Source organism: Bradyrhizobium sp. LTSPM299 (assembly GCF_000938235.1).
GTDB lineage: Bacteria > Pseudomonadota > Alphaproteobacteria > Rhizobiales > Xanthobacteraceae > Bradyrhizobium.
The window spans coordinates 17,141-32,803 of the sequence record NZ_JYMU01000090.1; the positions used below are offsets into that span (position 1 = coordinate 17,141).

9 protein-coding genes are annotated in these 15,663 nt (G+C 65.0%); 4 read left to right on the forward strand and 5 right to left on the reverse strand.

The features are described 5' to 3' along the window. Positions 1-13: 13 nt before the first annotated feature. Positions 14-2,149, reverse strand: a complete 2,136-nt coding sequence (locus UP10_RS38805; RefSeq protein WP_050044037.1) for a S9 family peptidase — start codon at positions 2,147-2,149, stop codon at positions 14-16. A gap of 616 nt (positions 2,150-2,765) precedes the next feature. Here UP10_RS38805 and UP10_RS38810 point away from each other — a divergent pair. Together UP10_RS38810 and UP10_RS38815 are read left to right on the forward strand one after the other, a co-directional pair. Then, the gene (locus UP10_RS38810; protein WP_044592447.1) at positions 2,766-3,842 is read left to right on the forward strand and encodes a lysylphosphatidylglycerol synthase transmembrane domain-containing protein; all 1,077 of its coding nucleotides are present in this window, start codon (positions 2,766-2,768) and stop codon (positions 3,840-3,842) included. 85 nt (positions 3,843-3,927) lie between these two features. Then, positions 3,928-5,886: an SGNH/GDSL hydrolase family protein gene (locus UP10_RS38815; protein WP_044592448.1), complete on the forward strand. Its 1,959-nt coding sequence runs from the start codon at positions 3,928-3,930 to the stop codon at positions 5,884-5,886. A 19-nt stretch (positions 5,887-5,905) separates the two neighbouring features. On the opposite strand, the gene UP10_RS38820 is transcribed toward UP10_RS38815, so the two are convergent. Together UP10_RS38820 and UP10_RS38825 are read right to left on the reverse strand one after the other, a co-directional pair. Continuing rightward, entirely contained in the window at positions 5,906-6,481 is a 576-nt protein-coding gene (locus UP10_RS38820) for a DUF2147 domain-containing protein (protein WP_044592474.1), read from the reverse strand. Positions 6,482-6,607: 126 nt separating this feature from the next. Further along, positions 6,608-7,636 (reverse strand): NAD(P)/FAD-dependent oxidoreductase, encoded by a 1,029-nt coding sequence (locus UP10_RS38825; protein WP_044539686.1) that lies wholly within the window; start codon positions 7,634-7,636, stop codon positions 6,608-6,610. Between the two features lie 161 nt (positions 7,637-7,797). On the opposite strand from UP10_RS38825, the gene UP10_RS38830 reads away from it, so the two are divergent. Then, the gene (locus UP10_RS38830) at positions 7,798-8,259 is read left to right on the forward strand and encodes an acyl-CoA thioesterase (protein ID WP_044592449.1); all 462 of its coding nucleotides are present in this window, start codon (positions 7,798-7,800) and stop codon (positions 8,257-8,259) included. A gap of 11 nt (positions 8,260-8,270) precedes the next feature. Here the strand turns inward: UP10_RS38830 and UP10_RS38835 are convergent, their stop codons facing one another. Both UP10_RS38835 and UP10_RS38840 read right to left on the reverse strand, forming a co-directional pair. After that, the gene (locus UP10_RS38835; protein WP_044539687.1) at positions 8,271-8,591 is read right to left on the reverse strand and encodes a 2Fe-2S iron-sulfur cluster-binding protein; all 321 of its coding nucleotides are present in this window, start codon (positions 8,589-8,591) and stop codon (positions 8,271-8,273) included. A 164-nt stretch (positions 8,592-8,755) separates the two neighbouring features. After that, entirely contained in the window at positions 8,756-9,145 is a 390-nt protein-coding gene (locus tag UP10_RS38840; protein ID WP_044592450.1) for an Hpt domain-containing protein, read from the reverse strand. A gap of 377 nt (positions 9,146-9,522) precedes the next feature. Between UP10_RS38840 and UP10_RS38845 the strand changes: the two genes are divergently transcribed. Next, complete coding sequence (locus tag UP10_RS38845; RefSeq protein ID WP_044592451.1) at positions 9,523-15,591, forward strand: apolipoprotein A-IV repeat region-like domain-containing protein; 6,069 nt, start codon at positions 9,523-9,525, stop codon at positions 15,589-15,591. Positions 15,592-15,663: the final 72 nt, after the last annotated feature.

A 15,663-nucleotide genomic window follows, 5' to 3' on the forward strand; every position in this document is an offset into this window, starting at 1 on the left:
CCCCGTTATGGACCTATAAAAACGACCCCATGTGTGTACGAACGGTAACCGCGGTGGGACTTGGTTCCACGCATGGTGAAGAAAGCTTTGAACGCGCGGGAAACCATTCCAACGGCAGTGTGCTGGATGTCACACACTTCATCTCATCCGCGGAGTCCCGGCACCAGTTCACCCCGGTCTCGATCTTCAGCGACGAGCCGGCAAAATCATTCCCAATCGGCTGGCAACGGCCGCCGAGATGCTTGGCGAGAAATGCTTCGGTCACGCCATAGCAGGCAAGCCGGTTCTCCGGCCGGACAAATCCGTGGCCCTCGTCGGCAAAGGTGATGTAGGTCACATGCACACCCCGCTGCTTCAGCGCCGCAACCATTTGCTCGGACTCGGCGGCAACCACCCTGACGTCGCGCATGCCCTGCGCGATCAGGATCGGCCGCTTCACACGATCGATATGCGTCAGCGGTGAACGTTCGACCAGGAATGCGCGGCCGGCTTCGGTATCGGGATCACCGAGCCGGTTCTTCCAGACGCTCATCCACGGCCCCCAATAGGGTGGGATTGTCGCCATGAAGGTGACGAGGTTGGAAATGCCGAACAGATCGACGATGCAGGCAAACACCTCGGGCGTCTTCGTCGCCGCCATCAGCGCCGAATAACCGCCGTAGCTGCCGCCGAAGAAGCCGACCCGTCCGGGATCGGTGATGCCTTGCGCGATCGCCCAATCGACCGCGTCGATCAGATCGTCATGCATCTTGCCGCCCCATTCGTGGTCGGCGGCGGTCACGAAGGCTTTGCCGAAGCCGGTCGAGCCGCGATAGTTGACGCTGAGCACCGCATAGCCGCGGCTGGCGAGCCATTGATGGATCGAGCTGAAACCCCAGGTATCGCGCATGTAGGGACCGCCATGGATCACCAGCACCAGCGACACGCGACCCGCTTCGGCCTCTCGGGGCAGCGTCAAATAACCGTTCAGGCGCAGGCCGTCGCGCGCCGGGATGACCACCGGCTGCAGCTTGCGCAGCGCCACGTCCGCCAGCGACTTGCGCTGGGTGAACAGCTTGCGGACCTCGCGCGTCCCGCGATCAAGCAGCGCGTATTCGCCGCTTTCGGTGTCGCGCTCGTAGTAGACGCTGCCGACCCGGTTATCGTCGCTGTTGGTGACGAAGGTGATGTCGCCGGTACCGTGACGGGTCAGATCGGCAAGATCCTGTGCCACGGCCGGATCGACGGCATGCCAGCGCATGCGATCGGTGTTGGCCATCGCCGCCAGCGGCCGCCGGTTTTCGTCGAAGATGGCCAGCGCGATATCGGCATCCTCATCGGCGGCGAGCAGCGTCGTCTGGCGCGTCGCCATGTCGAGGGCGAAGAACCCCGCCTTGTCGCGGCCGCGTGAATCGATCAGGTAAAGCGTCTTGCCGTCGGCGCTGAAATCCAGCAAGTCGGTCGTGTCGACGTCGGCAATCGGCACCGTCATGAACGGCGCCCAGTCGCCGTCCGGACGGCGCTCGAAGATTTCGGCGGTCCCCTCTGCGTTGATGCGCGACCCCAGGCGCAACTGAAACGCGCTGTCGGTGATCAGTCCCAAATACTGGCTATTCTCGTAGACGAGTTCGCTCGTGCCCGTCACGATGTTGACCCGGAACAGATCGAAATAGCGCTTGTCGCGCTCGTTGTGCCGCAGCAGCATCTGCTCGGGAAACTTGCGGTCGGCCTCCTGCTTGAACGACTTGACGCCTGCCTCCGGCGTCAACGGCACGATCGCGCCGCTGACGATGTCGACGCTGGCGGCGCGCAGATTCTCGTCGCCGTCGCGATCGCGGAAGAACACCAAATGGCGGTTGGTGTAACCCCAGCTATGATAGGTGGCGATGTTGCGGTCGGTGGCGCGGGTGACCGGCCGCGCGGCTTTCAGATCAGCAAGCGGCGCGACCCACAGATTGTTCACGCCGTCGACCGGCGCGAGATAGGAGAGATGCGTCCCGTCCGGGCTGAGGCGGACGTTGATGTAATCCGGATTGTCGAAGAACACCCTGCGAGCGACCAAATCGGGCGTCTGCGCGTGGGCGCCGCCGCGCAGGCTCATGAACGGCAGCGATGCGCCAAGCGCGGCGGCGCGGCTCAGCAAGAGGCGACGGTCGATTGGCGCACGCATTTGATCGGCTCCAGTCGGCGGCTGCCGCCGATGGGAACAAGTTTAAATGCAGCCCCAACGCTCCGCAATCAGCGGTTTCGATCATTGCCGGGCATGTGATTATGCGCCATCGATCAACGGAAACGCCACGCGAGGCAGCTTCCCTGCGCGGCGTTTTGCCTCAATAGACCTACTGACGAGTCGATAGACTTATTGATTAGCCGGCGCCCCTCACACTGACCTGGCCTTCAGCCAGCGAGTTGGGAAGCACGGCAGGCGCGGGCTTCCTCGTCCCTGCACCACTTCCATGTCCGATTGCCGATATCAGCGCTAACCGGCGCGCACGGCGGACGTTCCTGTGAAACCCGTGAAATCCGGGAAAACAGATTGGGAACAGCGGACGTGAGGCAAATCCGCGATTTGGGAATGGCTGGGCTGCGACTCACTATCCCCAAGGGCACCCCATATGTAGCCCGTGTGACAATGACGACGGACGGGGGCCTAAGCTTGACTTGTCAAGGGCTGCACAAGGCAACAGTTTTGCCTTATGGATCATCGCGCACGGTGCGTTTGACCGTCGCCCGTCGCCGTTCGTGACCGGGTCTTAACTGAAATCGCCGCCCCGCCGGGAGGATGAATGCATCGGCTGCTGACCACGCTCGGGCGTGGCTTCAAGGAAAAGATCGGCTGGAAACGGCTCGGGATCGCTGCAAGCGTGGTTATCATTGCGTTCGCGATCACGACTCTGGTCCACACGCTGAAGGGCGTCGACACCGGCATTATCCTGACCGCGCTGACCGACATCGCGCCGCACCGGATCGCGCTGGCCGCGCTCTGCGTGGTCGGGGCGTTCTGCACCCTGACCTTCTACGATTTCTTCGCGCTGCGCACGATCGGCAAGACCCACATCCCCTACCGCATCGCGGCCCTCTCCAGCTTCACCAGCTACACGATCGGCCACAATATCGGCGCCACCGTCTTCACCGGCGGCGCGATCCGCTTCCGGATCTATTCCGATTACGGCCTGACCGCGATCGACGTTGCCAAGATTTGCTTCCTGTCGGGACTGACCTTCTGGCTCGGCAATCTGTTCGTGCTCGGCTTCGGCATGGCCTGGCATCCGGCTGCGGCGTCGGCGATGGACCTGCTACCGCCGGCGATGAACCGGCTGATCGCGATCGGTTGCCTTGCAGGCATCGCGGCCTATTTCGTCTGGCTCCTGACCGGCGAGAAGCGCCGCGAGCTCGGCCAGAACGGCTGGAAGGTGGTGCTGCCCTCGGCCAGGCTGACGCTGCTGCAGATCATCATCGGCGTGGTCGATCTCGGCTTCTGCGCGCTTGCGATGTATCTCTTGATGCCGACCGACCCGCATATCGACTTCGTCTCGCTGGCGGTCGTGTTCATCCTGGCGACGCTGCTCGGCTTCGCCAGCCACGCGCCCGGCTCGATCGGCGTGTTCGACGCAGCGATGCTGGTGGCGCTGCCGGAATTCGGCAGGGAGCAGTTGGTGGCGACGCTGGTCGTGTTCCGCATCCTCTATTTCCTCATCCCGTTCGGGATTTCGGTCTCGATCATGGGTGCGCGCGAGCTGTGGCTCAATGTGGTGCTGCCATGGCAGGAACGGAAAAGACTAAGCCAGGCCTGCACGGCCTCGGCGACCGTGCGGCAGCCGATCGAAAGCCGGCAGCAGCGGATCAAGCGGCTGAAACGGTAACAGCGAAATTATCGATCCTCGCTGCGTTTTTCGGCTGCCGCTCCTATTCTCTTATTTTCGCCTTATCGCTAACGTCAAACGCGCCATGGTTGGTTTTTTGGCTCGATTTCCACTTCGTTTGACCGTTTGCGGCGCGCTACTCGGCGCTGCGCTGTCAGCGGTATGCGCATCCGCCGCACATGCGCAGGACGCCCCGCTGCAGATCTCATGGGAGGTCCGCAACCGCTTCCGTCTGTTCCGCGAGGAACGCGACTTCCGACTCCATGTCGAAAGCGGCCTCGGCCGCAGCGTGCTGGCCTCGGAGCAGGCGCTGGAAGTGCAGAGCGACGGCCGCGGCTGGGCGCGCAACATGGTCAACCGGCTCTGCATCGATACTCAGGGCCGCGTCAGCGAGCCCTGCACCCGCGACAACGTCAAGGAAAGCTACCTGACGCCGATCGACCACGCGATCGCCGTCCGCCTCACCGGCCCGGTCCCGGTCGGTGCAACCTGCGCATGGTCGTTCGACGACGGCGACGGGCCGCAATCCCAGACCTTCGATTGCGCCGAACCGGTCAATCTGCGCGTCCGCTACGGCCGCACCACGGTTGCAACCGTTGACGTCGCGAGCGGCTCGGACGCCAACCAGCGCGTCACGACCCCAATCGCGGTCCGCGATTTCTTCATCGCCGGGATCGGCGACAGCATCGCGTCCGGCGAGGGCAATCCCGACCGTGCGGTCGGGCTGTCCGATGACGGCTTCTGCTTCCGCTCCTACCTCGGCGGCGCGCAATATTACCGGCCGAGCCGAGCCGGCTACAAGGGCGGACGGGCCTGCGAAGCACCCGACAGCCTGTCGGTGTGGCAGCGCCAGAGCGCGCTGTGGCTCAATTCGGCCTGCCACCGTTCGCTCTACAGCTACCAGACCCGCACCGCGCTGGCGCTCGCCGTGCAATATCCGCACATCGCGGTGACCTACCTGCCGCTGGCCTGCACCGGCGCCACCATCGCCGACGGCCTGTTCGGTTCGCAGCAGGCGCGGGAATGCCTGCCGACGAAGACGGCCAATACCTGTGCGGGGACCGTCAACGGCCAGCTTTCCGAACTGCGCGCGGCGCTGGCGGCGGCAAAGCGCCGTCAGCCGGACCGCGCGCTCGACCTCGTGCTGCTGTCGGTCGGCGCCAACGACATCTATTTCTCGGGCCTCGTCGCCGACGTCATCGTCGACACGCCGACCGAGCGCACGCTGTTCAAGCGCGGCGGCTCGATGGCGTCAGTCGACGACGCACGCTCGGCGCTGGCGCGCGATCTGCCGTCGGGTTTCGCCAAATTGCGCGATGCGCTGAAGCCGCTGGTCGGCGGCGACCTCTCGCACGTCATCTACACGACCTACGCAAACCCGACATTGGCCAGTGGCGGCACGCCCTGCCCTGGCGGCCGCGCCGGCTTTGATATCCACCCCTCCTTCAACGCCGATCCGCAGCGTCTGGCGGCGGTCTCGAGCTTCGTGCAGAACGAGTTCCTGCCGCAGATTAAGGCGCTCGCACTGTGCGAGTCCGGCGCCATCTGCCGCAATCCGCGCAGCGACCGCATGACCTTCGTCGATGAGCACCAGGACGCGTTTGCAAGCCACGGCTTCTGCGCGCGCGCGTCGACCGATCCGGAGTTCGACCGCGACTGCTTCGCCGCCAATGGCGATAGTTTCAATCCGGACATTGTCTCGGCAGCCAGTCAGCCGCTGAAATGCGCACACAGCGCCGGCGAATATCGCGCCTACCTGCCGCGCGCGCGCTGGATCCGCGATGCCAATGACAGCTATTTCGCAGCAATGACCTATCCGCAAGGTCTGCCATCCTCGATGCAGCCGACCGACATCCACGACGCGACCTGGGGCATCCTCTCGGCGGTCTATGGCGGCGCGGTGCATCCCACCGCGGAAGGGCACGCGGCAATGGCTGATGCCGCCGTGCCGGCCGCAGCCAGCGTGCTGCAGCTCGACACCGCCGTGCCTGAGATCATTTCGCAACCGGTCACGCCGCTGCCGGCCACGCCAGCGCAGCGCTGAACGGGCAACCCCGGTGGCTCTAGTGCCGCTTCGTTGCGGGTAGCGGCGGCGGTGGCGGCGGTGGTTTCACGGCGGCGGCCTGCGCCGGCAGGTATTTGGCGATGATTGAGGGATCGAGCTGCGCCATCGCGGTATCGGGCAGCCGCGTCCAGATTTCGTCCTTGCCGAACAGCGAGATGCCGAGATAGCCGCGCATGGTCAGCGTTTGCCCATCGGCGCTGAGCGTCATCTTGGCCTTGTAGATCTTGCCGTCGCGCGGATCGAGCACGTTGCCGTTCTCGTATTTCAGGCCGTCGCGCTTCATGTCGCGGATGAAGGATATTCCAAGCCAGGGCACGTTCTTGCGATCATCGGTGCATTTTGCGCAGACGGGATTGGGCGGATCGTCCGCGTCGGGAAACATCTTGGCGATCACGCCTTCGAAAATGCCGGTGTGATCAAGGATCAGAAACCACCCGCTGGGCTTGCCGTCCTCGATCTTCTGCCAGAGCCCTGCCGCCGACAGATCAGCTGCCGACGCAGCAAGTGGGGCCGCAGCGACAAGCACTGCTGCGACCGCAAAGATCAGCCGAAGTTTGGCTAGCGTGTTCCGCATCGTCATCACCTGATCAATCGACAAACCGAATGCTGGAGTCTACGGCCATTTCGCGGAGTGTTCCAGTACCCGCATAACGCCCGGACACGGCTTGCAACGCAGCCCTCGGTCATAATTCGGTTGGAATTAGTTGACTCCCAATTTCTTCTGCAAGCTCGATGATGAGGTCGTGTACTGGAACACCAGCCGCTTGTCCGGATAGACGTAGCGGTGCGCCTTTTGCGCCATCAGCGCGCCCTCGTGGAAGCCGGAGAGGATCAGCTTCAGCTTGCCCGGATAGGTGTTGATGTCGCCGATCGCGAAGATGCCGGACACGTTGGTCTCGAATGAGGCGGTCTCGACCGGCACCAGGTTGTTCTCCAACGCCACACCCCAGTTCGCGACCGGACCTAATTTCATGGTCAGCCCGAAGAACGGCAATATCGTATCGCAATCGACCTTCGACATCGCATTGTCGTTGGCCTTGACGTGAGCACCGGAGACCTGGCCGCCCTCGCCTTCGAGCCCGGTGACCTGGCCGATCGTCAGATCCATCTTGCCGGAAGCGACCAGCGCGCGCATCTGCTCGACGCTGTGCGGAGCTGCGCGGAAATCGTCGCGCCGGTGCAGCAGCGTGATGCGCTTGGCGATCGGGTGAAGATTCAGCGTCCAGTCGAGCGCGGAATCGCCGCCGCCGACGATCAGGATGCTCTTGTCGCGGAACTGCTCCATCTTGCGCACCGCGTAAAACACCGACTTGCCCTCATAGGCCTCGATGCCCGGCACCGGAGGCCGCTTCGGCTGGAACGAGCCGCCGCCGGCGGAAATCACGACCACCTTGCACTCGAAGACCTGGCCGGCGTCGGTCGTGACGCGAAACAAGGGATCGCCGATTTTCTCGATCGTCTCCACCATCTCGTTGAGATGGAAGGTCGGGTTGAACGGCTTGATCTGCTCAAGCAGCTGCTCGGTGAGGCCCTGGCCGGTGACGAAGGGGATGCCGGGAATGTCGTAGATCGGCTTCTCTGGATAGAGCTCGGCGCACTGGCCGCCGATCTTGTCGAGGATGTCGACCAGATGCGTCTTCATATCCAGCAGGCCAAGTTCGAACACGGCGAACAGTCCGCACGGACCCGCGCCAATAATCAGCACATCGGTTTTGATCGCTTCGCTCATATCCGCTTCTTTTCAGTTGGATGCGGCTGGACGGCTTTCGCCTGTCCAGCCAGAGGGGCCGGATCGGGACATGCATAATAGGGGCAGAGGCTGGCGCGGCAACCCCTTGCCGAGCTTCGACAAGTCGGCTGTATGGCAGGAAACCGACGGAGATCCCCCTCGTGAACGCCCCGATCAGCGCTGACCAAGAGCCGCGCCTCGACGACTTCCCCTATCGCCTGTCGGATAATGTGCGCTTTGCCGATCTCGACCCGAACGGGCACGTCAACAACGCGGTCTATGCGAGCTACTTCGAAACCGGCCGCGTCACGCTGGTCAAGGACCCCGGCATGGGACTGATGCCAACGGGCCTCAGCTGGATCATGGTCCGGCTCGACATCCATTTCCGCGCCGAGTTGCACTGGCCGGGCACGATCGAGCTGGGACTTGGTCTGGTCAAGTTCGGGCGGACGTCGACCACCTTCGATCAGGTGGTGTTTTCCGAAGGACGATGCGTGGCATCGGCGAAGGCAATCACCGTCATGATCGACGAGGCCACGCGCAGGCCGTCACCGCTGCCGGCCGAGGTCAAAGAAAATTTCCGGCGCTGGGTCCGTCGCGGCGTCAATCCGGACGGCGCGTAACGGCTCTATATTTAGGCCTGCCGCTCCGGCGTCGACACGGTGAGACCGTCGAGTTCGTCGGTCACCTTGATCTGGCACGACAGCCGCGAGTTCGGCCGCACGTCGAAGCCGAAATCCAGCATGTCCTCTTCCATCGGCGAGGGTGCGCCGACCTTCTCGCGCCAGGCTTCATCGACATAGACATGGCAGGTTGCGCAGGCGCAGGCTCCGCCGCATTCGGCTTCAATACCGGGAATGGCGTTGCGAATCGCCCCTTCCATCACGGTCGCGCCGTTCTCGATCTCAATGCTGCGTTTCTCGCCGGAATGGTCGATAAAGTGGATTTTGGCCATGATCGCTCGTGCTGCCGGAATACGCCGGATCTCGGATGGAAAGGTCCCCGGCAGTCCTATAACGAGTCGATCCGCACTGCGCTAGCGCCCCGGGCGCCGAAAACCGGACGGCCGGTTCCGATCGGGCGCGAGGGCCCCGGGCCGGCCGCTGGAAGGGGCTAAAGCTAGGACCGGCGCAGGATCAGGTCGATCGCCGCCCGCGCCTCGGCGATCGCGGCCCCGAGTTCGGCGAGCGGTTGGGACGGATCGGAATCGGCGGAAAACGCCGTTTCCAGTCGCGCGGCAGCGTCGGCCACGGCAAATGCACCGATCGCGCGCGCCGATCCCTTCAGGGTGTGGGCATGGGCAGCCCGGCCCGCCGGCATGGCGGTGAGCTCGCCCAGGATCTCGCTAAGGATTCTGGCGGATTGGGCCGAGAACATCGCCAGCACCTCCTGCTCGAGGCCAGCGTCGCCAAGCGTCATGCGCTGGAGGTGGCTGAGATCGATCGGACCGTCATCGGGGGCGAGCGGCGGCGATGGCATCCATTCAACCCGTTCGAGATGAAGTGACATTGACGGCCCCGGTCATATCCGCCGGCGCGTTCCGACGGAGTGTTTGGGGCCAGCCAATCACGAAACTGGTTAACAGATTGTTGTCGTGATTAACGGCAAAACCGCCCGATTTCAGACAAGATCCCGACACAATCAGCCGCATGCGGAAGGAATTTCGAGCACCCAGAAGGCGTTATGGCGCAAAGCTGTTAACGATGATTAAGAAAGTCTTAATCCGAACCATTTCATTCGCGTCGCTCTGCCCATAGGATGTTTGCGGATGTAGCGGACAAGCCGCCGATGGGCCGCTTGCACCGCTGTGGGCACCGGCTTCGAGCTTGCGGGGGGACGTTCGCAAGGTCGCCGACGCGTAAAAAGTAAGAGGGCTTAGACTGAACATGGCGAACACTCCCAAGAAGGTCAAAGATCCCACCGAAGTCGCGCTTTCTGCCATTCAGGAAGCCCTCAATATCAGCGAACCGGGCGCGGAGAACCGCAGCCCCATCAACGAGGAGATGGCGCCGCCGAACCTTCCGCCGGCCATGCCTGATTTTTCCGCCAATTCGTTCGAGTCCCGCCCGAGCGCAGATCGCCCGGTGTTCGAGCCGATCGAGGAACCGCGCAATTCGCGCCGCGCCGCTAATGACGATCGCGCGAACATCGGCCAGGTACTGCAAGACCTGCAGAGGAGCCGCCCCGGCCCCGCCCGCAACTCCTTTACGCTGTTCGCGGTCTGCTCGGGTGTCTGGCTGGTCGGCTGCGGCATCCTCACCCTCGCCTTCTGGTCGTCGCTGCAGTCCGCGATGGCGCAGGGTAGCGGTATCCTTGTGCTTGCTGGCCTTGCCGCCCTTTTCGTCGCGCCGGTCCTGCTGTTCTTTTTTGTCTCGACCCTCGCGACCCAAAGCCAGGACATGCACAAGATCGCGCAATCGATGGCGCAGGTCGCGATGCGTTTCTCCGAGCCTGAAAACGCCGCCGCCGATTCCATGGTCACCGTCGGCCAGGCGATCCGCCGCGAGGTCGCTGCGATGGGCGACGGCGTCGAGCGCGCGATCGCGCGCGCCGGTGAACTCGAATCGCTGGTTGCCAACGAGGTCGCGGCGCTGGAACGCGCCTATTCCGACAACGAAGTGCGCATCCGCGCGCTTCTGCAGGACATCGCCCATCAGCGCGACAATCTGGTCGGCCAGGCCGAGCAGGTGCGCAGCGCGATCTCCGGCGTGCAGATCGACCTGCGCCACGACATCGCGCTGATCTCGGATGCGATCGCCTCGCGCGTCGACGAGGTTGCCAAGAGCATCACCGGCGCGCTGGAAGAGCGCGGCCAGCACATCACGACCGCGCTGAGCCATGCCGGCGACAACATGATCCTCGCGCTCGGCGAGCGCGGCGGCGACCTGCTCGACCGCCTCGAGGAAGCCAGCGCCGAGACCACCCGCGCCGTGCTCGACGCCTCCGAGCGGCTGACCACCAGCCTCAACTTCAAGACCGGCCATGTCCACGACGAGTTTGCCGATCTGGCCGATCGCGTCCACGAGATGCTGAACGAGCGCGTCGACCGTATCACCGGCGAATTCGAGCAGCGTTCGTCGACCATCGTCGACGGCATCTCCGACCGCACCGAGCAGGTCCACGACTCGCTCAAGAACTCTTCGGACTCGCTGCTGCTGGAGCTCGAGCTGCGCAGCAACGACCTGGTCAGCAAGATCGACGACGCCGGCAACCGCCTCGCCGGACAGATCATGACCTCCGGCGACAAGGCGAGCGAAGCGCTCGACGTCACCGTCAATTCGCTGGTCGCCAAGGTCCTGAACCAGACCGAGACCGCGCACGACTCGCTATCGCTGCAGATGAGCGCGTTCGACGAGCTGGTGAAGAACCACGGCAGCGAGCTTGCCGAGAAATTCGCCCGCGACTCCGGCACGCTCGGTGCGCTGATCACCCGCCACATCTCGGAGTTCGACCGCACCGTCAAGACCTTCGGCGGCGACATCGTCGAGCGCATGGGTCAGCGGACCCAGGACATCGCCGACAGCCTGAAGACCTATGTCGACAACTTCGATCACCGCGTCAGCTCAAGCGGCGGCGAGATCACCGCCACGCTCGACCAGCGCTTGCTGCAGTTCGAGACCACGCTGGGCAGCCGCGTCACCAGTCTCGACAGCTCGCTCGACAACAAGCTCTCGACCTTCGACTCTTCGCTTGGCAACAAGATCGGCTCGCTCGACAGCACGCTCAGCGGCCATCTTTCGACGCTCGACGGCTCGCTCGCAACCCAGATCGGCTCGCTCGATGGCCGCCTCCAGTCGCTGGATGAGGTGATCGACGGCCGCATGAAGACACTCGGGGTCACCTTCGAGAGCCGCGCGAAGTCGGTCACCGATTCCATCGATGGCCATCTCGGCACGCTTGCGACGCAGCTCACCGAAGGCGCCGCCCAGGCGATCCAGTCGATCGACTCTCGGCTCGGCCTGCTCACCACGACGCTGACCGAGGGTACCGTGCAGGCGATCGCGGCGGTCGACCATCGCATCAACAGCGTCACCGAGACGATCGACGGTCACAGCGTGCGCCTCGCCGAGACCATCAACGGCCGCAGCGCGCACCTGACTGACACCATCTCGGCGCGCTTCATCGACATCCAGCAAGGCATCGAGAGCCGCGTCGGCGCCATCGCCGGCGATATCGACACCCGCGTCGCGCAGTTCGAGGACCTCCTGGGTTCGCGCGTCGAGGCCGTCGCCGGTCGAATCGAGAGCAGCGGCCGCCAGGCGAGCGAAGACCTCATGGCCCGCGCGGAACTGCTGTCGTCCGGCATCAAGTCCCATGTCGAGGACGCCGAGCGCTCGCTGACCAACCTCGTGGTCAACACCAGCGAGACCATCCAGACCGGTGCGCGCACCGCGCAGCAGGCGCTGCTCAGCGTGTCCAGCGACGTCGGCGCCCAGCTCAAGTTCACCTCAGCCGAGGTCGAGGGCGTGCTGACGGCCGTCGGCATCAGCACCGCCAATTCGATCCTCACCAGCGCCCGCGACGCGCAGGCCTCGCTGGTCTCAGCCTCCGGCGACGTCGCCACGCAGATCAAGGCCCTGTCGGCCGATGTCGAGCGCACGCTGCAGGCGGCCGGCGGCGCCACCGCAGCCTCCGTGGTCTCAGGTGCCCGCGAAGCGCAGACCACGCTGGTCTCAGCCTCCGCCGAGGCCGCCAGCCAGGTCAAATCGCTCGCCGCCGACATCGAACATTCGCTGTCGATGGCCGGCTCCGCCACCGCCGAAGCCATCACGACCGGCGCCCGCGAAGCCCAGACCCTGCTGATCTCGTCCTCGACCGACGTCACGAGCCAGGTCAAGTCGCTGGCAAGCGACGTCGAGCGCTCGCTCTCGAGCGCCGGCACCGCCACTGCGGAAGCCGTCGTCGCCAGCGCCCGCGAAGCCCAGAGCACGCTGGCCGGTGCCTCCACCGACGCCGCAAACCTGGTGCGCACGCTTGCCGCGGACATGCAGCACTCGCTCTCGAGCGCCGGCACGGCCACCGCGGAATCGGTTGTCGCAAGTGCCCGCGAAGCCCAGAGCACGCTGGCTGGTGCGTCCACCGAAGCCGCCAATCTGGTCCGTACGCTGACCGCCGACGTGCAGCGCTCGCTGTCGATGGCCGGCTCCGCGACCGCGGAATCGATCACGTCAGGTGCACGTGATGCCCAGAATACGCTGGTCAACGCGTCCGCCGAAGCCGCGAGCAAGGTCACGGCGCTCGCTGCCGACATCCAGCGCTCGCTGTCGATGGCCGGCTCCGCGACCGCGGAATCGATCACGTCAGGTGCACGTGATGCCCAGAATACGCTGGTCAACGCGTCCGCCGAAGCCGCGAGCAAGGTCACGGCGCTCGCTGCCGACATCCAGCGCTCGCTGTCGACGGCCGGTACCGGCACCGCCGAGACGATCACGGCCGGCGCCCGCGAGGCGCAGACCACCCTGGTTGCCGCGGCGTCGGATGCCGCCAACCACGTCAAGTCGCTGACGATCGATGTCGAGCGCACATTGACCGCGGTCGGCACCAGCACCGCCCAGTCCATCCTCGGCAGCGCCCGCGAGGCCCAGAGCTCGTTCGCGGCAACCTCCACCGAGGCCGCCAGCCAGATCCGCGCGATCTCCGCCGAGATCGAGCGTTCGCTGACCACGGCCGGAGCGGAGACCGCACAGACCATCGTCGGCAGCGCCCGCGACGCCCAGAGCTCGTTCGCGGCAACCTCCGCCGAGGCCGCCAGCCAGATCCGCGCGATCTCCGTCGAGATCGAGCGCACGCTGACCGCGTCGGGTGCGGAAACTGCGCAGATCATCGCCGGTAGCGCCCGCGACGCCCAGAGTTCGTTCGCAGCGACCGCCGCCGATGCCGCCGGCCAGATCCGCGCGATCTCGACCGATATCGAGCGCTCGCTCGGCGCGGTCACGGCCAAGACCACCGACAATATCCAGACCTCGGCGCAGAACGCGCAGGCGGCACTGATCAACATGTCCAACGAGGTCTCGACCAAGGTCAAGACGACCTCGGCCGACATCGAACGTTCGGTGCTGTCTGCCTCCAGCGCGTTCGGCTCGACCATGACCGGCAAGACCGACGAAGTCGTCACCTATGTGCAGCAGCAGACCGAGCGCTTGTCGCAGATGGTCGACAGCCGCCGCGGCTCGCTGGTCGAAGCGTTGACCGCCAAGACCACGCAGCTTGCAACCGACATGGACCGTGCCACCGCAGATGCGCTGAAGGCGATCGAAACCCGCGGCCAGGCGTTCTCGCAGTCGATGTCGGCGCATGGCAGCGATGTCGCGCGCAACATCACCTCGGCCGGCGATCAGGCGACCGGCGCGGTGTCGAAGTCGCTCAAGGAGCTCGAGCAAGCCTCGCGCTCGGCGATCGACCAGTCCCGCCAGGTCTCGATCTCGGCCGTCACCGAAATGCAGGAGACCAGCAAGATCCTGCGCACCGATACGGTGGCGCTGTTCGAGCGGCTGCGCGAAGGCAACATCCTGCTGCAGGAGGTGCTGACCGGCGCCCACGACAACCTCAACTCGCTGGAGCGCGCGCTGGTGACCCGCGTGGCCGACTTCGTGTCCGCCATGAACGACGTCACCTCGCGCAACGGCGTGGCGACCCAGACGCTGGAAGACCAGCTGACGGTGTTCAACAGCAAGACCGGCAAGGCGCTGGAGGATCTCGGCGCACTGTCGGGCCAGTTCGAGACCCATGGCAAGGCGCTGATCGAAGCGGCTGCCGTGGTCGAGCAGGCCAATCGCTCGACGACGGCTTCCGTCGCCGAACGCAAGACGGCGCTGGAGTCGCTGGTCACGACCATCGACCTGCGCACCACCGATCTCGACCAGCGGCTGTCACGCTTCACCGGCTTGCTCGATGAATCGCTGGCCGCGGCCGAAGAACGCGCCCGCGACATCGCACGCGTGGTGGCGGAGACCGCGGGCGCCGGTTCGGCGACGATCAGCCGGCAGTTCGAAGCGGTGCGCCTGGCGGCCGAAAATGAGCGCCAGCAGACCATCGAATCCATGAACGACCTGTACCAGCAGAGCAACGCCGAGACCGATGCGATGTTCAAGGAATCGACGGAGAAGTTCTCCGCGATGGTCCTGGCGATGAAGCAGATGGCGTCCGAGATGCACAACGAGCTCGAGGCCACCCGCAACGAGCTGCGCCGCGGCGTGCTCGAAATGCCGCAGGAGGCTGCCGAGAACACTGCGCAGATGCGCAAGGTGATCGTCGACCAGATCGAGGCGCTGGCTGAGCTGAACCGCATCGTCGCGCATCATGGCCGCGGCCTCGACGTCGTCAGCGGCAATCGCGCCAGCGTCCGCCAGGAGGAGCCGATGATGGTGGCCGCCGGCGGGGGCCGTAGCGAGGCGCGCATGCGCGACTCCGGCGGCAGCGGCAGCGCGTCGACCCTGCCGCCGCCCGATCTCGGTATGCCGAGTTCGCGCCGCACCGAAGCGCCGCCGGTCAGCCCGGCAAGCTCTGACAATGGCCGCGACGGCTGGCTCTCCGACCTGCTCAACCGCAGCGATGCCCCGCCGCCACCCGCGCCGGGCCGCGAGGCCCCGCGTCCCCGCCCCGCGCCGCAGGCTGCCGCCAATCCGCTGGAGTCGCTGTCGCTCGACATCGGCCGGCTGATGGACCGCAACCTCGCCGCCGAGATGTGGGACCGCTACCAGCGCGGCGAGAACAAGGCGTTCTCCAAGCGCCTCTATACGCCGGCCGGCCAGAAGGCGTTCGATGAAGTGGCCCGCAAGTATCGCTCCGACCGCGGCTTCAAGCAGACGGTCGACCGCTACATCGCCGAGTTCGAGCGCCTGCTCGACGAAGTCGCCCGCGACGGCCGCGGCCCGCAGGAGCTGCGCAACCACCTGACCTCGGAAACCGGCCTGGTGTACACGCTGCTCGCGCATTCGGCGGGTCGACTGGGGTAACGGCGAGGTCAATTGCAGACGAGAAACGGAGGCAGCGATGCCTCCGTTTTGCTTTTAGCCGATGCGTGGATA